Source organism: Pseudomonas abyssi (assembly GCF_002307495.1).
Classification (GTDB): Bacteria; Pseudomonadota; Gammaproteobacteria; order Pseudomonadales; family Pseudomonadaceae; genus Halopseudomonas; species Halopseudomonas abyssi.
The window spans coordinates 64,539-83,924 of record NZ_NTMR01000003.1; the positions used below are offsets into that span (position 1 = coordinate 64,539).

Genomic DNA, 19,386 nt, shown 5'->3' on the forward strand with positions numbered 1-19,386 from the left:
TTCCATGTCTGGTACACCCAGTATCTCCATCGCAGGGCGACGCATTGCGCTCGACGCTGAGCCCTACATCATTGCCGAGCTGTCGGCCAACCATAATGGGAGTCTGGGGACTGCTCTGCAGATTATCGAGCAAGCCAAGCACGCCGGTGCCGATGCGATCAAGCTGCAGACCTATACCGCTGACACCATTACCCTGAACTGTGACGCCGAGGATTTCCAGATCCGTGGCGGGTTGTGGGATGGCCAGTCCCTGTATGAGCTATACCAGCAGGCGCATATGCCCTGGGACTGGCACAAGCCGCTGTTCGAACACGCACGCAAGCACGACATCACCATCTTCAGCTCTCCCTTCGACTTTACTGCGGTGGACTTGCTGGAGGATCTGAATGCGCCGGCTTACAAGATCGCCTCATTCGAGGCTATCGACTTGCCGCTGATCCGTTATGTTGCGGCAACGGGCAAGCCGATGATCATTTCCACCGGCATGGCAGATGGCGATGAGATTGCCGAGGCGGTGGAGGCTGCGCGCGAGGGGGGGTGTCGCGAGCTGGCCATTCTCCACTGCGTCAGTGGCTATCCGGCCCCCGCCGAAGACTACAATCTGCGCACATTGGCAGACATGCGTGAGCGCTTTGGCTTGGTGACAGGTTTGTCAGATCATACGCTGGATAACACCACGGCGATTGCCAGCGTGGTTCTGGGTGCATCGATTATTGAAAAGCACTTCACCCTGGACCGCAGTGGCGGCGGCCCTGACGACAGCTTCTCGCTGGAGCCGGCTGAGCTGCAGGCGTTGTGCCGAGACAGCAAGACCGCCTGGCGAGCCCTGGGGCAAGTGGATTACGGTCGAAAGTCCAGCGAGCAGGGTAATGCGCGCTTCCGGCGTTCGCTATACGTTACGCGCGATATGAAGGCTGGGGAGCTGTTCAGTGCCGATAACGTGCGCAGCGTGCGCCCGGGGTTCGGCCTGCCACCCAAAATGCTGGATCAGGTGATGGGTCGTCGCGCCAGTCGCGATATTGCTTTTGGTACTGCGCTAAGCCAGGAATTGCTGGACTGAACCCTGCAGACACCGCAGGTCTCAGTCCACGCGGGCGTCGTGTTGAGTGCGATTGGGGTAGATGTGATTGTCCTTGCGGGTGATGTAGGTGACATCATCCGGCACATCCTTGTTGATGAAGCTCATGGCGCCGATGCGCACGTTATTGCCGATGCGAATGCCGCTGCCGATGATGCAGCAGTGCGCACCGATATCAACGTTGTGTCCGAGCTCGATGGGTTTGTTATTGGCCTCCACCGAGCCGATGGTGGTGCACTGGCGCAAGTTGCAGTCACGCCCGATCCGAACGCCGGAATAAACTGTAATCGCAGTGGGGTGGCCCAGCCATAGCCCCTTGTCTATCTGGGCGCCCAGCATGATTTCGACGCCATATTTGCGCGCTAGCCCTTTGTTGATGCGCTTGGCCATTGAAAGCGTAGTGCGGCCAGGGCGACTGTGCAGGTATTGCGACAGTCGTAGCCAGAACAGACAGTTGTACGAGTTGTTTCGCGCGACCCGGCGCCGCAGTTTGCGCCAGGAAAACCGCTTGTCCTCACCCAGAATCTCGTAGTGCCAGAAAGCTTTCAGTTCGGCAAAGGTGGTCAGCATCACTCGCTCAGCTCCTTGAGGAAAATAGCGGAAACAGCGCCCGGGCGGACTTGTCGACCAACGCCCAGTCCTGTTCGTAGCGCAGCAAATGCCGATAGTTGCGGTTGCGCATGCTGCGTGACAGCGGTCGGCCCAGGCAGCGCAGGTCGGAGATGTCGATCAGCCCCAGCTGGCCATCGGGCGTCAGCACGATATTACCCAGATGCAGCGAGCGAAAGTAGACGCCTTTGTCGTGCAGGCTGGTAATGAATTCGGCCAGTTGTGCAAACAGCTCCAGTTGCTCCAGCGACTGCTCCGCGTTGAGCAGGCCGCGCAAGGTTTCGCCTGCCAACGGGTGATAGTGCACAACGCTGCGGTAGGGGTTGAGCAGTTTGTAGGTGGCGATGACCTGTGGGCAGGGAATGCCGAGCTTGCTCAAGGCTAAGGCGTTGTCGGCAAAACGCTGGGCCGGCGGAAAGAACACCGTCTTGGAGAACCAGCTTTTGCGGCGGAACAGTTTCAGCATGGTGCCGTCGGCCAGCAGCAGCACCTTCTCTCCGTGGTGGTCCTGTTCCAGAACGTTGGCGTCTGCGCGCCATTGTTGAAATTGTGTGTCGCTGAGGCGTTGCATCAAGGCAGTCCGGGGCAAAAGGCGCAGTTTATCCTACTTTGTGCTGCCGGGCTGTTGTGCCAAGCGCTTGTGTTAGACTTCAGCGCTACTGTCTCAGCTTTGAAGGCCCCATGACTGATACGCCCCAAGAGAGCTTTGCCCGCTCCAGCGTGCGCATTTACCTGCGTCTGCTTACCTATGTGAAACCCTATTGGAAAGCCTTTGCTATCAGCATTATCGGCTTTGCCATTTTCGCGTCGGCGCAGCCCGCCATGGCGTGGATGTTGAAGTACTTTGTCGATGGATTGCAGAGCGGCGAGAACGCCCTGTTCTTTGGCGTTCCGCTGATCTGGGGCTTTCCGGCCTTCATCATTGCCATTGCCTTCTATCAAGGTGTTGGCTCGTACCTGGGTAACTACTTTATTGCCAAGGTCTCGCTTGGCGTCGTGCACGACCTGCGTACCGCGCTATTCAATAACCTGCTCACCCTGCCCAATCGCTACTTTGATCTGCACAACTCGGGTCACTTGGTCTCGCGCATTACCTTCAATGTCACCATGGTCACCGGCGCGGCGACTGATGCGATCAAGGTCGTGTTCCGCGAGGGCATGACCGTCATCTTCCTGTTTGCCTACCTGCTGTGGATGAACTGGATGCTGACACTGGTGCTGATTGCGATTTTGCCGGTAATCGGTTTGATGGTGACCAGCGCGAGCAAGAAATTTCGCAAGCAAAGCAAGAAGATTCAGACCGCCATGGGCGATGTTACCCATGTCACCTCCGAGACCATTTCCGGCTTTCGGGTGGTGCGCAGTTTTGGCGGCGAGCGCTACGAGTCTGAACGCTTCCTCAAGGCCAGTACCGAAAACCGCGAGCGCGGCTTGAAGATGGTACGCACCGGCTCGGTATTCACGCCGTCATTGCAGCTGGTGACCTATAGCGCCATGGCGATCGTGATGTTCCTAGTGCTGTTTCTGCGCGGCGATGCGACCGCCGGTGACCTGGTCGCCTACATCACTGCCGCAGGCCTGTTGCCCAAGCCGATCCGTCAGTTGTCTGAGGTGAGTGCGAATATCCAGAAGGGCATTGCCGCCGCCGAGAGTGTGTTCGAGCAGTTGGATGAAGAGCCCGAGAACGATACCGGAACCCTGGAAAGCGCCCGGGTTGGCGGGCGCCTTGAGGTGAGCCACCTGACTTTCTGCTACCCCGGTACGAGCAAGCGCGTGCTTAATGATGTCAGCTTCAGCGTTGAGCCGGGGCAGATGGTTGCGCTGGTTGGCCGCTCGGGTAGCGGCAAGTCCACGCTGGCCAACCTGATTCCTCGTTTCTATCAGCACGAACAGGGTGAGATTCTGCTCGATGGCACGCCGCTGCAGAATTTTACCCTGCGCAGCCTGCGCCAGCAGATTGCCCTGGTCAGCCAGAATGTCACCCTGTTCAACGACACCGTGGCCAACAACATTGCCTACGGTGATCTGGCCGATGCCCCGCGTGACGCTATCGTTGCGGCGGCTGAGGCGGCTTATGCCAAGGAATTTATCGATCTGCTGCCCGAAGGTTTCGACACGCTGGTTGGTGAAAACGGGGTGTTGTTGTCCGGTGGTCAGCGTCAGCGTCTGGCGATTGCTCGCGCGCTGCTCAAGGATGCACCGCTGCTGATTCTGGACGAGGCGACCTCGGCGCTGGATACCGAGTCCGAGCGGCATATCCAGGCGGCGCTGGATAGAGTGATGCAGGGCCGGACCACACTGGTGATTGCGCACCGTCTGTCCACCATCGAGAAGGCGGACGTGATCATGGTCATGGACCAGGGTCAGATTGTCGAGCGTGGCAGCCACAAGGAGCTGCTGGCGCTGAACGGCTATTACGCCAGACTGCACAGCATGCAGTTTGAGGAAGAGCAGACTCCACAGGCTTAATGCGCGGTGGCCGGGAGGCCGCCGCTACAGGTGATGAAGACAATGAAACTGAGCATGCCCCGATTCGACTCCGCCCCGGTGCTGGTGGTTGGCGACGTAATGCTGGACCGCTATTGGCATGGCCCGACCAACCGTATTTCGCCGGAAGCGCCGGTGCCTGTCGTCAAGGTTGACCAGATCGAGGATCGCCCAGGCGGTGCTGGCAACGTGGCGCTGAATATTGCGGCGCTGGGCGCACCGGCCTGGCTGGTCGGGGTAACCGGCAAGGACGAGGCGGCGCACAGCCTGCAGCAGCGCTTGAACGCAGCCGGTGTGTACTGTGACTTTCAGCAGCATGAAAGCCAGCCGACCATCACCAAGCTCCGGGTCATGAGCCGCCATCAGCAGTTGATCCGGCTGGATTTTGAAGAGCGCTTCGAGACCGATGCCGAGGCGTTGCTGGCTTCGGTTGGCGGACTGCTGGACAAGGTCAAGGTGATGATCCTGTCGGACTACGGCAAGGGGGCACTGCTCAATCACCAGGCGTTGATTGACTTGGCCCGTGAGCACGGCGTGCCGGTGCTGGCGGACCCCAAGGGCAGTGACTTTTCCATTTATCGCGGCGCCAGCCTGATTACGCCCAACCTGTCCGAGTTCGAGGCGGTGGTTGGCCGCTGTGACACCGAGCAGGCGCTGGTCGAGAAGGGCATGGCACTGATTGATGAACTGTCGCTGGATGCGTTGCTGGTGACCCGTAGCGAGCAGGGCATGACGCTGCTGCGCCGGGGCGAGGGCGCGCTGCATCTTCCGGCGCGCGCGCGCGAGGTGTTTGATGTGACGGGGGCGGGAGACACCGTTATCTCCACCCTGGCGGCGGCGCTGGCTGCCGGTGAAGCCCTGCCGCAGGCTGTGGCTCTGGCCAATCTGGCGGCCAGCATCGTGGTTGGCAAGCTGGGTACGGCGGCTATCAGCGCGCCGGAGCTGCGCCGGGCGGTGCAGCAGGAGCAGGGCAGTGGCCGCGGTGTGCTGGGTGTTGAGCAGTTGCTGCAGGCGCTGGACGATGCGCGCGCCCATGGCGAGCGTATTGTCTTCACTAACGGCTGTTTCGACATCATCCATGCCGGACACGTCGGCTACCTGGAAGAGGCGCGTGCTCAGGGTGATCGCCTGATCGTCGCGATTAACGATGATGCGTCGGTCACCCGCCTGAAAGGCCCGGGCCGACCAATCAACAGCGTTGAGCGGCGCATGACGGTGTTGGCTGGATTGGGGGCTGTGGACTGGGTAATCAGCTTCAGCGAAGACACCCCCGAGCGACTGCTTGAACAGGTCAAACCGGATGTGCTGGTCAAGGGCGGCGACTACAGCGTCGACCAGGTGGTGGGTGGGCCGATCGTGCAGGCTTACGGTGGCGAGGTGAAGGTGCTCAACTTTGTTGAAAGCTGCTCAACCACCGCGATTGTCGAAAAAATCCGCGAGCGTGGCGACGACTGATCTCAGCTGCGCAGCGGGCAGTTGCTCGCTGCCACCAGCCAGCCCTGGCGCGGGGCGAAAGCTTCACTGAGCAACTGATCTTCCGTTGGCTGTGCAATCAGCTCGCCCTGCTGCAGGCAGAATAGCTCCCCTGTCGGCAGGCCGTCGCGGTACTCGGCGAGAAACAGTTCGGGGCGCTGGGTATCCAAACGCGCGATCAGCTCGCCGCTTTCCTCATCGAGAAACTCGTCAGCGTGCAGTAGCGACAGGCTGTGCAGGCTTTCCGGTAGCTGCAGGGTCATGCTGTAGATCAGCTGCAGCGAGCTGGTGGGCAGGTGCACGTAGGCGTGCGGGCGCTCCAGCAGGTTGAGCTCGCGGCACAGCACCGGGCGCGCAGCGCCGCTGCGGGCACCCAGAGCAAAGTAGTGTTCGTCGTTCAGCGGTAGGCTGTCGGCGTAGGGGGTGGGCAGCCAGGTGTCCTGATAGCGGCCCTGCAGCCAGCCCGCCTCACTTTCTATCAGCAGCTCTTCGGCTATTTCCGTCATTACCGTGAGCAGCGGCACGCGCAGCTCATGGGCTGGCACGTAGCCCGACAACAGCTTGAGTACCCGGTCGCCACGGTCCGGGCGATCCTGGCGTACCAGCAGATGAAAGTCGCGACCTTGCCAGTGCAGGTGCAGGTCGACGGACACCCCCAAATTCGCCAGGGTTGCCTCAAAACAATGCGGATCATCCAGCTGCAATGGCTGCCGGCGCGCCTGCATCTGGGCAAAACTCAGTGGACTGCCGACCGGCTCGTAACGCAATACTTCAGGGCTGGCGGCCACCGAAATGGCCTGAGTCTTGAAAGCGACGGGGTTCTTGCGGGCGACAATCTGGGTCATGCCTTACTCCATCTGCGTGAGTACCGATACAGCAGCCTCGACGTTCTGCGCCAGGTGCACGGGGTTGATGGTGCCGATGATGGCACTGGTGACGCCCGGGTGGCCGAGTACCAGCGCAAGGCCGGCGCGTACCGGGTCTTCGCCATCCAGGCAGAGATGCCCGCTGGCCAGCGCCTTTTTGATCAGAATGCCTTTGTTGTGTTGCAGCGCGAAGTCCAGCACCGGCTGTTCCGCCTGCTCGCGCAGGTTGTAGGTGACCATGGCGCAGTCGCCCTGCTGCAGGGCGCGCAAACCGCCGTCGACGGTCTTGCCGGAAAATCCGTAGGCCAGAATCAGGCCTTCCTGCTTGAGCTGGGCCAGGGTCGGGTAGACCTCCTGGTCGAGCACCTCAAGGTCGTTGCCATCCGAATGCACCAACACCAGCTCGATCCGGTCGGTGCCCAGGCGTTGCAGGGAACGCTCGACCGATTGGCGTGTGTGTTTGGCTGAAAAGTCGAAGTGCGACTGCCCGTCGGTAAACTCCTCGCCCACCTTGCTGCAGATGATCCACTGATCACGTTGGCCCCTGAGCAGCGGCCCCAGGCGCTGCTCGCTGGTGCCGTAGGCTGGCGCGGTGTCGAGCAGATTGATGCCCAGCTCGCGAGCCTGGGCCAGCAGGTTGCGCACGGCGGCGTCGTCCGGCAGCTCGAAACCACTGGGGTATTTGACGCCCTGGTTGCGGCCGATCTTGACCGTGCCCAGCCCCAGCGGGGAAAGCTCCAGGCCGGTGCTGCCCAGCGAGCGGTAGTAGGGGCGCAGATCAGTCATCGAAAACACATGTCCCAGATTGGTTCGGCGACGCGCGGGCGCGGCAGGTCGCTTGGCAGAGGCGCATGCGGCTGTGGCTTGATTTGCTGGCGTTCCAGCTCCTCGAATACCTGGTCGCTGAGGTTGGGGGCCAGGGCCAGCTTGGTCGGCCAACTGATCAGCGCGTTGCCCTTGGCCTGAACGTAGGCATTGTCCGGGCGTACCAGGCCACTTTGCGCCGGTTCTGCGCGATTCACCGGCAGAGTAGTCCACTGGCAGTTATCCAGATTGATCCAGGGCAAGAGTTCGGTGAGTTCGCGCTTGGCTGCGTCAATCAGCGCATCGGCCGTCTGGTTGACGCCCTGTTCGGCCAACTCGCCGCCGAGATACCAGCACCATTGACCGTCTTCACAAGGGTGGGTAGTGACGGTCAGCCGCGGCTTGGGACTGGCGCCCAGGCAGTGCGCAAACAGTGGTGGCAAGTCCGGCCCCTTGACCAGCACCATCTGCAACGGACGGCGTTGCATTGCCGGCTCGCTTTCGCCCCATTCCTGCATGAGCGCGTCGGTGCCTTCACCGGCGGTCAGAACGTAGCGCTGGGCACGGATGGTGGCGCCATGAAGCTGCACTCCGCTGATGCTGCCATCGTCGGCGCGCAGCACGTGCGGGCTGCTGTCGGCGATCAGGCTGTCACCGCTCAGCTCGGCGAGGCGAGTGATGGCGGAGGGTACGTCCAATACCAGTTCGCCGAGCTGATAGACCTTGCCGCGAAAGGCCGGGTCATTGAAGACCTTGGGCAGCGCTTTGCCCTTCACTTGCTCGACGCGCCCGCGCAGGGCCTTGCTGGCAAAGAAACCGGCGAGGTTGCTGATCAGGCTACCGGGTGACCACAGATAGTGATGCTCGGAGAGCACGCGTACGCCGCGCAGATCCAGCTCACCGTCGCCCGCCAGGCAACTGCGCCAGTGCTCGGGCATGCCGGCGATGGCCTCGGTAGCGGCATTGAGCTTGCCGCCCAGGGCGTACTTGATACCGCCGTGAATAATCCCCTGGGACTTGACGCTTTGGCCGCCGCCAAGGGCGCCGCGCTCCACCAGCAGGCTCTGGTATCCCGCCTGGCGCAGCCGTGCATTGAGCCAGAGGCCGGCAATGCCGCCGCCGATGATGCAGATGTCGGTGTCGAGGGTTGTGCTCATGGGCTCCCGCTGAACGTTTGATAAAGGCCGTCTAGTATAGTCATTGGCGGCGGGCTGGGTCACACTTGCGACAGTTGCAATCCATTGCCGCCCGGCTTTTGATCTCAGGAGATGACATGGCGCGCCGCCTTTATACCTTGCTGTTCTGCCTGTGCATGCCACTGGTGCTGCTGCGCCTGCTGTATCGCGCCATCAAGGCGCGGGCCTACGCCCGCCGTTGGTCCGAGCGCTTCGCGCTGGGCGGTGATGTACGCGCTGGCGGTATCTGGGTGCACGCGGTGTCGGTAGGCGAGAGCATTGCCGCAGCCCCGATGGTGCGCGAGCTGCTCAAGCGTTACCCCGAGTTGCCGATCACCATCACCTGCATGACGCCGACCGGCTCGGAGCAGATCCGCAAGCTGTTTGGCGGTCAGGTCGGGCATGCCTATCTGCCCTATGACTTGCCCTGGCTGCAGCGTCGGTTGCTGCGCCGCCTCAAGCCGCGCGTTGGCATCATCATGGAAACCGAGCTCTGGCCCAACCTGGTGGCCGAGGCCGCGCGTGCCAAGGTGCCTCTGGTACTGGCCAATGCGCGCTTGTCCGAGCGTTCGGCGCGTGGCTATCAGCGCGTGTCTGCACTGGTGCGCCCGATGTTTGCGGCGCTGGACTGGGTTGCGGTGCAAAGTCAGGCCGAGGCGCTGCGCTTTATCACGCTGGGCGTGGCGCGGGAGCAACTGCAGGTCACCGGCAGTATCAAGTTCGACTTTCGCGCAGCCCCGACGTTGTTGCAGCAGGCGGCTGATCTGCGCGCGCGCTGGGGCGAGCGCCCGGTGTGGATCGCTGCCAGCACCCATGCTGGAGAAGACGAGCAGGTACTGCGGGCTCATCAGACCGTGCTGCAGGCGTTGCCGGATGCGCTGCTGATTCTGGTGCCCCGTCATCCGGAGCGCTTTGATGCGGTGGCGCGGCAGGTGCAGGACGCCGGGCTTGCCGCAGTGCGTCGCAGCAGCGGCCAACTGCCGGCGGCGGATCAGCAGGTGCTGGTGGGCGATACCATGGGCGAACTGGTGATGCTCTATGCCTGTGCTGATGTGGCGTTTGTCGGTGGCTCGCTGGTGCCCAACGGTGGTCACAATTATCTGGAGCCTGCCGCCCTGGGGCTGCCGGTGCTGTCGGGGCCGCACCGCTTTAACTTTACTGAAATCAGTGAGTTGCTGGAGGGTGCGGGCGCGTTGCAGGTGGTGAGCGATGAGCAGGCGCTGGCGAGCGCGGCGCAGGCGTTGCTGGAGGATGCGTCGGCCAGGGAGCGTGCCGGCGCCGCTGGCCGTGCGGTGGTGCAGGATAATCAGGGCGCGCTGGAGCGCCTGCTCGCCGGCATTGCCCGGCTACTCGGCTGATTGCCCCTGCCACAAACAACAACGGCGCCTGTGGGCGCCGTTGTTGTTGGTCGGACCCGAGCTTAGAACGTGGTGCTGTCCGGATCGCTCGGCGGCAGCGGCGTGGGGCGGTTGCCCATCGACATCTGCTCCATCTCCTCCTGGGTTGCCTGCGGGATGAAATCCTCGTCCGGGTCATAGTTCGGGTTGAGCCACTGGGAGAGGTCTTGCAGGTCCTGCGGGCTAAGGGTGCCGGCGGCCAGCTTCAGGTTCAGGTTGTTGATGATGTAGTTGTAGCGCACGGTGTTGTAGTCACGCACGGTGCGGAACAGGTTGCGCTGGGCGTCCAGCACGTCAACCACGTTGCGGGTACCTACCTCGTAGCCGGTTTGGGTGGCGTCCAGCGCCGCCTTGGCGGAGACAATAGCCTGGCGGCGAGCTGACACTTCTTCAACGCTGGAGGTCACTGTGCGGTAGAGGTTGCGGGTGTTTTCTACCACGCGGCGGCGTTGCGCCTCGCTGGATTGTTCTGCCTGGGTCAGGCGGTAGGTGGACTCGCGCACCTGGGAGGTGGTCAGGCCGCCGGTGAACAGCGGCATGCTCAGCTCCACGCCAAAACTGGTCAGCTCGGTGTCGGCGCTGGACTGGCCGGCCGTCGGGATCGAGGCCCCGCCGTTGTTGTTGCTGTAACGCACAAAGGCGTCAACCACCGGCGCGTAGCCGGCCTTGCTGCTGCGCAGGCTGTCTTCGGCGCCTTCAATGGCGTAGCGACTGGCTTGCAGGGTCAGGTTTTGCGCGGCGGCGGTTTCGACCCACTCCTGCATACTGGCCGGGGTCGGCGGCAGCACGGGCAGCTCGTGGCTGATGCCGTAGAGGCTGTCGTAGCTCTGGTTGGTCAGCCGGGTCAGCGCCTGGTAGCTGACATCCAGGTTGGTTTCGGCGGTCAGGCGGGCGGCGCGGGCGCTGTCATAGCCGGCGCGGGCTTCGAGCACGTCGGTGCGGGCCGAGAGGCCAACGTCAAAGCGTTCCTGGGCTTGCTCCAGCTGGCGCTCAAAGGCCTTTTCCTCAGCCTTGGCGGTAGCCAGGTTGTCGGACGCCTGCAGCACGTTGAAGTAGGCCTGGGAGACTTCCAGGATCAGGTTCTGCTGCGTCGCCGAGAATTCCAGTTGGGCCTGCTGGGTGGTCGCCTTGGCGGCCTGGTAGGTGAACCAGCGATCGGCGCGGAATAGGGGCTGGGTCAGGCTGGCCTGGTAATAATGTGTGGAATACTCGTGACCGCCCACGTTGTCGATCTCGAGATCCTCGCGTGCAGCGCCGGCGCCAATGCCCAGGTTGGGCAGCAGTTGCGAGCGTGCCTGTGGCAGCGCTTCCTGACGTGCCAGGGCGTCTGCCTCGGCGGCGGCCAGATCGGCGCTGTTCAGCACCGCCTGGCGGTAAATGGTCATCAGATCGGTGTTGGCTGCAACCTGGGTAGAGGCGCCGGCCAGTAGCAGGGCAACATAAAGAGGGCGGAGCATGCAGAGGTCCTTCGCATGGGGGCAAGTCAGGCAAGGCTAAAAGGCTCTGAACGCCGGGTCAAGCGGCCTGGTATCAACAATCGGGAACAAACTGTTGTGGCGACTTTTGCTGACATTTTCGCGGATTTTGTCAGCCAGCTTTCGCCCAGAAAAACCATTGCGGCAAAGCCCCTCTACTGCGGGCTTGAGACTACGGCGACAGGGCTCTAGACTGTGCGGACATCTTGACGGGGTGCTGCTTGCAAAGCGGCTGAGATGATACCCGTTGAACCTGAACCGGCTAGCACCGGCGTAGGAATCGAGATAGACGGCAAGCGCGAGTCCGCAAGGGCTGGCGTGGCCGTGGCTTTTCGGTTCCCTGCGCATCTCAACGCAGTGGAGCATAACAATGAACAGCAAGTTGCCTGATACCGCCATCGCCACCTCGGGTGCCGATAGCGCCGCCACCCAACCCTTCCCCAATTCTCGCAAGGTCTACGTTACCGGCTCGCGCCCGGACATCCGTGTGCCCATGCGCGAGATCAGCCTGGCGGATACGCCGACCGACTTTGGCGGCGACTCCAACGCGCCGGTGCTGGTTTACGACACCTCTGGCCCCTACACCGATCCGCAGGCCAATATCGATCTGCGTGCCGGCCTTGCCGATGTGCGCGGCGTCTGGATTGACGAGCGCGGCGATACCGAGGTGCTGCCGGGGCTGACCTCCGAGTTTGGCGCCTCGCGCCTGGCTGACAGCTCTCTTGATCACATGCGTTTTGTCCACGTGCGCACGCCGCGCCGTGCCAAGGCCGGCTGCAATGTGTCGCAGATGCATTACGCCCGTCGCGGCATCATCACGCCCGAGATGGAGTACGTCGCGATTCGCGAGAACATGAAGCTGCAGGAGGCGCGCGAGGCCGGGTTGCTCAAGGAGCAGCACGCCGGCCACAGCTTTGGCGCGAATATCCCCAAGGAAATCACCGCCGAGTTCGTGCGCGAAGAGATCGCCCGCGGCCGGGCGATCATCCCTGCCAACATCAACCATCCGGAGCTGGAGCCGATGATTATCGGCCGCAACTTCCTGGTGAAGATCAACGGCAATATCGGCAACTCGGCGCTGGGTTCTTCGATTGAAGAAGAAGTCGAGAAGATGACTTGGGGGATTCGCTGGGGCTCAGACACGGTGATGGACCTGTCGACCGGCAAGAACATCCACGAAACCCGCGAATGGATCATCCGCAACTCGCCGGTGCCGATCGGTACCGTGCCGATCTATCAGGCGCTGGAGAAGGTGGGTGGCGTTGCTGAGGATCTGACCTGGGAGATCTTCCGCGACACCCTGATCGAACAGGCAGAGCAGGGTGTGGATTACTTCACCATCCATGCGGGCGTGTTGCTGCGCTATGTGCCGATGACTGCCAAGCGGGTCACCGGCATCGTATCGCGCGGCGGCTCGATCATGGCCAAGTGGTGTCTGGCACACCACCAGGAGAACTTCCTCTATACCCATTTCGAGGATATTTGCGAAATCATGAAGGCCTACGACGTCAGCTTCTCGCTGGGTGATGGCCTGCGTCCCGGCTCCATTGCCGACGCCAACGACGAAGCCCAGTTCGGTGAACTGGAAACCCTGGGCGAGTTGACCAAGCTGGCCTGGAAGCACGACGTACAGGTAATGATCGAAGGGCCGGGCCATGTGCCCATGCAGCTGATCAAGGAAAACATGGACAAGCAGCTGGAGTGCTGCGACGAAGCCCCCTTCTATACCCTTGGCCCGCTAACCACGGATATCGCGCCGGGTTATGACCACATCACCAGTGGTATCGGTGCGGCCATGATCGGCTGGTTCGGCTGCGCCATGCTCTGCTATGTGACGCCCAAGGAACACTTGGGACTGCCGAACCGGGATGATGTCAAAACCGGCATCATTACCTACAAGATCGCGGCCCACGCGGCTGACCTGGCCAAGGGACACCCGGGGGCGCAGATCCGTGATAACGCACTGAGCAAGGCGCGTTTCGAATTCCGCTGGGAAGACCAGTTCAACCTGGGCCTGGACCCGGACACAGCGCGCGCCTATCACGATGAAACGCTGCCGAAGGAGTCGGCCAAGGTAGCGCACTTCTGCTCGATGTGCGGTCCCAAGTTCTGCTCGATGAAAATCACCCAGGAGGTCCGCGAGTACGCTGCCCAGCAGCGCATCGATGCGGTCGATCTGGCGGTAGAAGAGGGCATGAAGGCTAAGTCCGAAGAGTTTCGTACCACCGGCTCTCAGCTCTACCACAAGCTCTAATCGCGTTCCCGCGCGTCTTGCGGTCCAGGGTCTGGCACGTCCGGACCCTTGCCGTCTGCCGGTCAGATATGCGAGCTTAAGCGACTGACTCTTATTCGCTGTGCTCCACGCCAATGGGGCATGGCGGATTTATGCTTTGCTTGCAGCCTGCAGGGGCCAGATGCCTTGTGCTCTGCAGCTGACTGATCCGGGGAGTGTGCTTTTGTCCTTTACGCGCGATGATGTGGACATCATCAGTCGGGAAACCGGCTTCAAGGGGTTCTATCGCCTCGACGTCCTAAATCTGCGTCACCGGCTGTTCAACGGCGGCTGGGGCCCCGTGCTGCGCCGCGAGCTGTTTGTGCGTCACGACGCGGTGTGTGTTCTGCCGTACGACCCCTGGCTGGATCAGGTGGTGCTGATCGAGCAGGTGCGCATTGGTGCTCTGGAGAAAAGCGACAACCCCTGGATGCTGGAGCTGGTCGCCGGGCTGATCGATACCGATGAATCCCCGGAGGAGGTAGCCCACCGTGAGGCGGACGAAGAGGCTGGCCTGACCCTGCGCTCGCTGCACCCGATTACCCGCTACTACCCGTCACCCGGTGGCAGTGACGAGTTTGTGCATCTGTATTGTGCGCTGGTCGACAGCCGTGGTGTCGGCGGTATTCACGGTCTGGCCGAGGAAGGCGAGGATATCCGCGTAAGTCTGTGGCCGCGAGAGCAGGCTCTGCACGCGCTGCACAGCGGCCGGATTGATAACGCCGCCAGCATCATTGCCCTGCAGTGGTTGCAACTGAACGTTGATCAGCTGCGCGCGGGTGCCGGAGACGCGCCGTGAGCGCCTTGCGCAAGCCACGTTACCGGGTCGACCTGATCGGCCTGCAGGCTGTCTGCGAGAGTAATTACTGGCGTCTGCTCAAGTTGATGCCGCGCCTGCACGAGGAAGATGAGCGGCGCATCGAGATTGATGCCGGTGACGGTGAGGAGCAGGCGCTGGTCATTCGTGTACTGGAGCGTTGTCCCTATACCTCGACGCTACAGCTGGCCCATGAGCGGCGCCAGAGCTGGGTTACCCCGCCCAGCATGGAAGTGCGCATGTATCACGATGCCGGGCTGGCCGAAGTGGTGGCCGCCTATAACAGTCGGCGGTTTCGCGGCGTCTATCCGTACCCTAACGAGCAGATGCTGCAGCCGGACGAAAAATATCAGCTCAACCAGTTCCTGGGGGAGTGGCTTGGTTACTGCCAGCGTCATGGACAGAGCGCACAGCCGTTGTTCTTTGCTGGTCAGGGTCTGTGACCCAATCGCTGGAATCGCGGCGCGGCAGGGGCCAAGATAATCGCCGAGAGCGCGGACAAGGAGTGGGAGCAGGATGTCGTTAGGATCGGACTTCATCTGCGTTGTGCAGTTGACCGACAGTCATCTGTTTGCAGATGCAGAAGGTGATCTGCTGGGCTTGCAGACGCAGGCCAGTCTGGATGCCGTAGTGGACATGGTGCTGGAGCAGATTTCACGCATGGATCTGGTGCTGGCCACTGGCGATATCACTCAGGATGGCAGCGAGGCGGCGTATCGCCGCTTCATTGCCTCCAGCCTGCGTTTGCCGGCACCCTGTTACTGGATTCCCGGCAATCATGATGACGCCGAGCTGATGGCCCGGCTGGGCAAACCGCTGGGCCTGACCCGTGACTGGGTGGATATCGGCAACTGGCGGATCGTGCTGCTCGACTCAAGCATTTTGGGCGCGGTGCCGGGGCATTTGTCGGCGACCACCCTGAACAGCCTTGACGACGCTTTGGCAACGGCCGGCGACCGCCATGTACTGGTGTGTCTGCATCACCAGCCCGTGAGTATCGGCAGCGACTGGATGGAGCCCATCGGTCTGCTCAATGCCGCGGACCTGCTGACCCGTCTCGAGCCGGATTCGCGGGTCAAGGCCGTGCTCTGGGGGCACATTCACCAGCATTTCGACCAACGGCTTGGACATCTGCGCCTGCTGGCAACGCCCTCGACCTGTGTGCAGTTTGCGCCCAGCAGTGACGACTTTGCGACCGACACCCAGGCTCCGGGGTATCGCTGGCTGCGGCTGTACGACGACGGGCGTATCGAAACGGCTGTGTCTCGCCTGCCTGCCGGCCAGTTTCTGCCCGATCCGGAAGCGGTTGGTTATTGAGTTCTCGCCGTGCAGACGGTGGCAGGCAAGCGGCCTGCCGGATACTATGTGACCCCATGTCTGTCTTTACTGCCGGTTGCCGCGCCTGCTGCGCATCCGCTGCCTGCATGTTGAAAAGATTCAAGAAGGAAACCTGCCTCCACCATGTCTCAATCGACCTATAACGCCGATGCGCTGGAAGTCCTCAGCGGTCTGGACCCGGTGCGCCGTCGTCCGGGCATGTATACCGACACGACCCGTCCCAACCACCTGGCCCAGGAGGTCATAGACAACAGCGTCGACGAGGCTCTGGCCGGTCACGCGCGCACCATCAGCGTGGTCCTGCACCAGGACAATGCCCTGGAGGTCAGTGATGACGGGCGCGGCATGCCCGTGGATATTCACCCGGAGGAGGGCGTTTCCGGGGTCGAACTGATCCTTACGCGGCTGCATGCCGGCGGCAAGTTCTCCAACAAGAACTACCAGTTCTCCGGCGGTCTGCACGGGGTGGGTATTTCGGTGGTCAACGCGCTGTCCCACAAGGTGGAAGTGCGGGTCAAGCGCGATGGGCAGGAATACGCCATGGCTTTTGCCAACGGCGACAAGGTGCGCGAACTGGAAGTCATTGGCACGGTCGGCAAGCGCAATACCGGCACGACCGTTACCTTCTGGCCAGACGCCAAGTATTTCGACTCGGCCAAGTTCAGTATCACCCGGCTGAAGCATCTGCTCAAAGCCAAGGCGGTGCTCTGCCCTGGGCTCAAGGTGGACTTCGATGATCGCCAGTCCGGCGAGAAGATCAGCTGGTGTTATGAAGATGGCCTGCGTGATTACCTGGTCGACGCCTGCGCCGAATGGCCGAAGCTGCCGGAGGAACCCTTCTCCGGGGCCTTTGCCGCCAAGCAGGAGGCGGTCGACTGGGCGGTGTTCTGGCTGCCCGAAAGCGGCGAGCTGGTGCAGGAAAGCTACGTCAACCTGATCCCGACCGCCCAGGGCGGTACCCACGTTAATGGCTTGCGCGCGGGGCTGCTCGAAGCCATTCGCGAATTCTGCGAGTTTCGCAATCTGCTGCCGCGCGGCCTCAAGCTGGCGCCAGAGGATATCTGGGAGCGCGTCAGTTATGTGCTGTCGCTGAAAATGGCGGAGGCCCAGTTCTCCGGTCAAACCAAGGAGCGGCTGTCCTCCCGCGAGTCCGCGGCCTTTGTTTCCGGCGTGGTCAAGGATGCCTTCAGCCTGTGGCTGAACCAGCACGCCGATATCGGCCAGCAGATTGCTGAAATGGCGATCAGTCATGCCGGCCGCCGTCTCAAGGCCGGCAAGAAGATCGAGCGCAAGCGGATCACTCAGGGCCCGGCGTTGCCGGGCAAGCTGGCCGATTGCGTAGGGCAGGACAGCTCCCGCTCTGAACTCTTTCTGGTCGAGGGGGACTCGGCCGGTGGTAGTGCCAAGCAGGCTCGCGACAAGGAGTTTCAGGCGATCATGCCGCTGCGCGGCAAGATCCTGAATACCTGGGAGGTTGAGTCCAGCGAAGTGCTGGGATCGCAGGAGGTACATGATATTGCGGTTGCCATCGGGGTGGACCCGGGTGCCGCGAGCCTGGAGCAGCTGCGTTACGGCAAAATCTGCATCCTGGCCGATGCCGACTCCGACGGCCTGCACATTGCCACCTTGCTGTGCGCGCTCTTTGTCCGTCACTTCCGTCCCTTGGTTGAGGCCGGGCATGTGTTTGTTGCCATGCCGCCGCTGTACCGGGTGGATATCGGCAAGGACGTGTATTACGCCCTGGACGATGCCGAGAAACAGGGCATTCTTGATCGCATCGAGGCCGAGGGTAAGCGTGGCAAGATTCAGGTGACGCGCTTCAAGGGTCTGGGTGAAATGAACCCGTTGCAGTTACGCGAAACGACTATGGCGCCAGATACGCGGCGACTGGTGCAGCTGACCGTGGACGAGACACAGGATACCGAGCAGCTAATGGACATGCTGCTGGCCAAGAAACGTTCCTCTGACCGCAAGGCCTGGCTGGAAAGCAAGGGTGATCTGGCCGAGGTGCTGCTCTGATGCGTCATGCTGGTCTGCGCCTGCTGGGCGCCTGTGTGCTGCTGCTGAGCGGTTTTGCCAATGCTTTTGAACGAGCGCCCGAGTTGCAGCTGGAAGCCGCCCTGCCGGTAGACGGCATGCCGCGTGGCAACCTGTCTGCTTTGCAGCACTGTAATGGGCAGTTGCTGACGCTGTCTGACCGTGAGGACACCAGCCTGTTTGTGTTGCAGCGTGGCGAGCATGCCTATCAGGCGAGCGTAGAGAGCTTCACACTGCCGGCCGACTCGCCCTCGATGTTGCCAGTCAAGTTGCTGGCCGGTGCCTGGTTGCGCGGGTTGAGCGGCCAGGCGCTGGATTTTGAAGGACTGGCCTGCGATGGCGAAGGCAACCGTTATCTGGTCAGCGAAAGTCAGCTGGGTGTCCTGCGTCTGCCGCCGCCCGCTGAGACGCCGGTGCAGGGTAGCTGGCTGGATCTGGATCCGGCGGTCTACACCGAAGGGGAAGCCCGTGGTCTGTGGCAACAGGTCAACGCACTGGCCGAAGGGGTGGCGATTGATGCCCAGGCCGACACGCTGTGGCTGGCGGCCGAACGGCAGGGCAGGGGGCTGGTCAAGTTGCAGCGTCAGGGCGACCGCTGGGTCTGTCCTCTGGCTGGGTGTGTCCTGCTGGCTGAGCGCCGCTTCCTGCCGACCGAGCCTTTTGGTCCCGGTATTCTCAACCGTGAAGTCATGCCGGTCGACTTTTCCGATCTGGTGTTCTGGGAGGGATGGCTGTGGACCCTGGAGCGCAATGCGCATCAGGTGTGCCGGCGTAACGCACTTTCCGGCAAGCGCGAACGCTGCTGGTCCTTTGCCCAGTCGGTACTGGTTGAGCCCTATTTCTATCCGGACGCCCCGTTTGGTCTGGCAGAAGCCCTGCTGATCAGCGACGAGGGAATTGTCATCGGTCTGGACAACAACAACCGGCTGCGCCCGGATGGCGACGCGCGGCCCTGGTTGTTTCACTTTGCGCTGCCGGCGGACTGGCAGGAGGACGTGACGCCGTGAACGAATCTACGCCTCCCTCCCAGCGCAAGCTGGGCACCGGCATGATGATTCTGGCGTGGATTGCCGGCCTGTTGCTGGCTGCCTTCTGGTTCAGTGGTGTGGAGGAGCGTCAACGCAATCCCAACCAAAACCCCGAGTCCAGTCGCCTGGACAGTGCGGTCGAGGTGCGCCTTGAGGCCAACCGCCAGGGGCACTATCTGGTCAACGGGCGCATCAACAGCAGCGCCGTTACCCTGCTGGTGGATACCGGGGCGAGTTTTGTTGCGGTGCCGGCCGGTCTGGCCGAGGAGCTGGGGCTGGAGCGCGGACGGCAATTTATGGTCGACACCGCCAACGGCACAGCAGAAGGCTATGCCACCAGACTGAACAGCCTGCAGATTGGCGATATTCGCTTGCATGACGTCGAGGCCGGCATTGTTCCTGGCATGGGTGGCGACGAAGTGCTGCTGGGCATGAGTGCCCTGCGCCAGCTGGATTTTCGTTCGCAGGGCGGTGATCTGCTGCTGCGACAGTATCAATGAGTTTTCAAGCGGGTAGCCTGGCGCTGCCCA

At 62.0% G+C, this 19,386-nt stretch carries 17 protein-coding genes and 1 riboswitch; of the genes, 11 read left to right on the forward strand and 6 right to left on the reverse strand.

Annotated elements, in window-relative coordinates; genetic code table 11:
* Nucleotides 1–4: 4 nt before the first annotated feature.
* Nucleotides 5–1,060: a pseudaminic acid synthase gene (gene pseI, locus CNQ84_RS02755; protein ID WP_096003402.1), complete on the forward strand. Its 1,056-nt coding sequence runs from the start codon at nucleotides 5–7 to the stop codon at nucleotides 1,058–1,060.
* A 21-nt stretch (nucleotides 1,061–1,081) separates the two neighbouring features.
* Here the strand turns inward: pseI and CNQ84_RS02760 are convergent, their stop codons facing one another.
* Together CNQ84_RS02760 and CNQ84_RS02765 are read right to left on the reverse strand one after the other, a co-directional pair.
* Entirely contained in the window at nucleotides 1,082–1,648 is a 567-nt protein-coding gene (locus CNQ84_RS02760) for a serine acetyltransferase (RefSeq protein ID WP_096003403.1), read from the reverse strand.
* Nucleotides 1,649–1,655: 7 nt separating this feature from the next.
* On the reverse strand, nucleotides 1,656–2,258 hold the full coding sequence (locus CNQ84_RS02765; RefSeq protein ID WP_096003404.1) for a toluene tolerance protein: 603 nt from the start codon (nucleotides 2,256–2,258) through the stop codon (nucleotides 1,656–1,658).
* Between the two features lie 110 nt (nucleotides 2,259–2,368).
* Between CNQ84_RS02765 and msbA the strand changes: the two genes are divergently transcribed.
* Nucleotides 2,369–4,156 (forward strand): lipid A export permease/ATP-binding protein MsbA, encoded by a 1,788-nt coding sequence (gene msbA / locus CNQ84_RS02770; RefSeq protein ID WP_096003405.1) that lies wholly within the window; start codon nucleotides 2,369–2,371, stop codon nucleotides 4,154–4,156.
* A gap of 42 nt (nucleotides 4,157–4,198) precedes the next feature.
* A complete protein-coding gene (gene hldE, locus CNQ84_RS02775) occupies nucleotides 4,199–5,629 on the forward strand; it encodes a bifunctional D-glycero-beta-D-manno-heptose-7-phosphate kinase/D-glycero-beta-D-manno-heptose 1-phosphate adenylyltransferase HldE (protein WP_096003406.1) in 1,431 nt (476 codons plus the stop codon).
* 2 nt (nucleotides 5,630–5,631) lie between these two features.
* Here the strand turns inward: hldE and CNQ84_RS02780 are convergent, their stop codons facing one another.
* From CNQ84_RS02780 to CNQ84_RS02790, 3 genes are read right to left on the reverse strand one after another with little or no spacing between them, the layout of a single operon-like run.
* Nucleotides 5,632–6,492 (reverse strand): metal ABC transporter ATPase, encoded by an 861-nt coding sequence (locus tag CNQ84_RS02780; RefSeq protein WP_096003407.1) that lies wholly within the window; start codon nucleotides 6,490–6,492, stop codon nucleotides 5,632–5,634.
* A 3-nt stretch (nucleotides 6,493–6,495) separates the two neighbouring features.
* A complete protein-coding gene (locus CNQ84_RS02785) occupies nucleotides 6,496–7,299 on the reverse strand; it encodes an aldo/keto reductase (RefSeq protein WP_096003408.1) in 804 nt (267 codons plus the stop codon).
* Nucleotides 7,296–8,474: an FAD-dependent oxidoreductase gene (locus CNQ84_RS02790; RefSeq protein WP_096003409.1), complete on the reverse strand. Its 1,179-nt coding sequence runs from the start codon at nucleotides 8,472–8,474 to the stop codon at nucleotides 7,296–7,298. The genes CNQ84_RS02785 and CNQ84_RS02790 overlap by 4 nt, the downstream gene beginning before the upstream one ends.
* Before the next feature lie 116 nt (nucleotides 8,475–8,590).
* Here CNQ84_RS02790 and waaA point away from each other — a divergent pair, with 116 nt between their 5' ends.
* Nucleotides 8,591–9,850 (forward strand): lipid IV(A) 3-deoxy-D-manno-octulosonic acid transferase, encoded by a 1,260-nt coding sequence (gene waaA, locus CNQ84_RS02795; protein ID WP_096003410.1) that lies wholly within the window; start codon nucleotides 8,591–8,593, stop codon nucleotides 9,848–9,850.
* Nucleotides 9,851–9,912: 62 nt separating this feature from the next.
* On the opposite strand, the gene CNQ84_RS02800 is transcribed toward waaA, so the two are convergent.
* Nucleotides 9,913–11,346: a TolC family outer membrane protein gene (locus tag CNQ84_RS02800; RefSeq protein ID WP_096003411.1), complete on the reverse strand. Its 1,434-nt coding sequence runs from the start codon at nucleotides 11,344–11,346 to the stop codon at nucleotides 9,913–9,915.
* Nucleotides 11,347–11,564: 218 nt separating this feature from the next.
* Nucleotides 11,565–11,661, forward strand: a riboswitch (TPP riboswitch).
* Between the two features lie 73 nt (nucleotides 11,662–11,734).
* On the opposite strand from CNQ84_RS02800, the gene thiC reads away from it, so the two are divergent.
* The 7 genes from thiC to CNQ84_RS02835 all read left to right on the forward strand — a co-directional run bounded on the left by thiC (nucleotide 11,735) and on the right by CNQ84_RS02835 (nucleotide 19,356).
* Complete coding sequence (gene thiC, locus CNQ84_RS02805; RefSeq protein WP_096003412.1) at nucleotides 11,735–13,618, forward strand: phosphomethylpyrimidine synthase ThiC; 1,884 nt, start codon at nucleotides 11,735–11,737, stop codon at nucleotides 13,616–13,618.
* A 202-nt stretch (nucleotides 13,619–13,820) separates the two neighbouring features.
* Nucleotides 13,821–14,435 carry an NUDIX domain-containing protein gene (locus CNQ84_RS02810; protein ID WP_235827162.1) on the forward strand — a complete coding sequence of 205 codons (615 nt, stop codon included), beginning with the start codon at nucleotides 13,821–13,823 and terminating at the stop codon, nucleotides 14,433–14,435.
* Nucleotides 14,432–14,896: a DUF1249 domain-containing protein gene (locus CNQ84_RS02815; RefSeq protein ID WP_407920648.1), complete on the forward strand. Its 465-nt coding sequence runs from the start codon at nucleotides 14,432–14,434 to the stop codon at nucleotides 14,894–14,896. Before CNQ84_RS02810 ends, CNQ84_RS02815 begins: the two co-directional genes overlap by 4 nt.
* A 73-nt stretch (nucleotides 14,897–14,969) precedes the next feature.
* A complete protein-coding gene (gene cpdA / locus CNQ84_RS02820; RefSeq protein ID WP_096003414.1) occupies nucleotides 14,970–15,770 on the forward strand; it encodes a 3',5'-cyclic-AMP phosphodiesterase in 801 nt (266 codons plus the stop codon).
* A 144-nt stretch (nucleotides 15,771–15,914) separates the two neighbouring features.
* A complete protein-coding gene (parE, locus tag CNQ84_RS02825; RefSeq protein ID WP_096003415.1) occupies nucleotides 15,915–17,810 on the forward strand; it encodes a DNA topoisomerase IV subunit B in 1,896 nt (631 codons plus the stop codon).
* Nucleotides 17,810–18,835, forward strand: coding sequence for an SdiA-regulated/phytase-like domain-containing protein (locus tag CNQ84_RS02830; protein ID WP_096003416.1), 1,026 nt, complete (start codon nucleotides 17,810–17,812; stop codon nucleotides 18,833–18,835). The genes parE and CNQ84_RS02830 overlap by 1 nt, the downstream gene beginning before the upstream one ends.
* A gap of 41 nt (nucleotides 18,836–18,876) precedes the next feature.
* Entirely contained in the window at nucleotides 18,877–19,356 is a 480-nt protein-coding gene (locus tag CNQ84_RS02835; RefSeq protein WP_096003736.1) for a retropepsin-like aspartic protease family protein, read from the forward strand.
* Nucleotides 19,357–19,386: the final 30 nt, after the last annotated feature.

Coding starts and splice junctions, on each gene's coding strand:
- cpdA (WP_096003414.1), top strand. CDS start 14,970: ATGTCGTTAGGATCGGACTTCATCTGCGTTGTGCAGTTGACCGACAGT.
- CNQ84_RS02760 (WP_096003403.1), bottom strand. CDS start 1,648: ATGCTGACCACCTTTGCCGAACTGAAAGCTTTCTGGCACTACGAGATT.
- waaA (WP_096003410.1), top strand. CDS start 8,591: ATGGCGCGCCGCCTTTATACCTTGCTGTTCTGCCTGTGCATGCCACTG.
- pseI (WP_096003402.1), top strand. CDS start 5: ATGTCTGGTACACCCAGTATCTCCATCGCAGGGCGACGCATTGCGCTC.
- CNQ84_RS02835 (WP_096003736.1), top strand. CDS start 18,877: ATGATGATTCTGGCGTGGATTGCCGGCCTGTTGCTGGCTGCCTTCTGG.
- CNQ84_RS02800 (WP_096003411.1), bottom strand. CDS start 11,346: ATGCTCCGCCCTCTTTATGTTGCCCTGCTACTGGCCGGCGCCTCTACC.
- CNQ84_RS02790 (WP_096003409.1), bottom strand. CDS start 8,474: ATGAGCACAACCCTCGACACCGACATCTGCATCATCGGCGGCGGCATT.
- msbA (WP_096003405.1), top strand. CDS start 2,369: ATGACTGATACGCCCCAAGAGAGCTTTGCCCGCTCCAGCGTGCGCATT.
- hldE (WP_096003406.1), top strand. CDS start 4,199: ATGAAACTGAGCATGCCCCGATTCGACTCCGCCCCGGTGCTGGTGGTT.
- CNQ84_RS02765 (WP_096003404.1), bottom strand. CDS start 2,258: ATGCAACGCCTCAGCGACACACAATTTCAACAATGGCGCGCAGACGCC.
- CNQ84_RS02780 (WP_096003407.1), bottom strand. CDS start 6,492: ATGACCCAGATTGTCGCCCGCAAGAACCCCGTCGCTTTCAAGACTCAG.
- thiC (WP_096003412.1), top strand. CDS start 11,735: ATGAACAGCAAGTTGCCTGATACCGCCATCGCCACCTCGGGTGCCGAT.
- CNQ84_RS02785 (WP_096003408.1), bottom strand. CDS start 7,299: ATGACTGATCTGCGCCCCTACTACCGCTCGCTGGGCAGCACCGGCCTG.
- CNQ84_RS02830 (WP_096003416.1), top strand. CDS start 17,810: ATGCGTCATGCTGGTCTGCGCCTGCTGGGCGCCTGTGTGCTGCTGCTG.
- parE (WP_096003415.1), top strand. CDS start 15,915: ATGTCTCAATCGACCTATAACGCCGATGCGCTGGAAGTCCTCAGCGGT.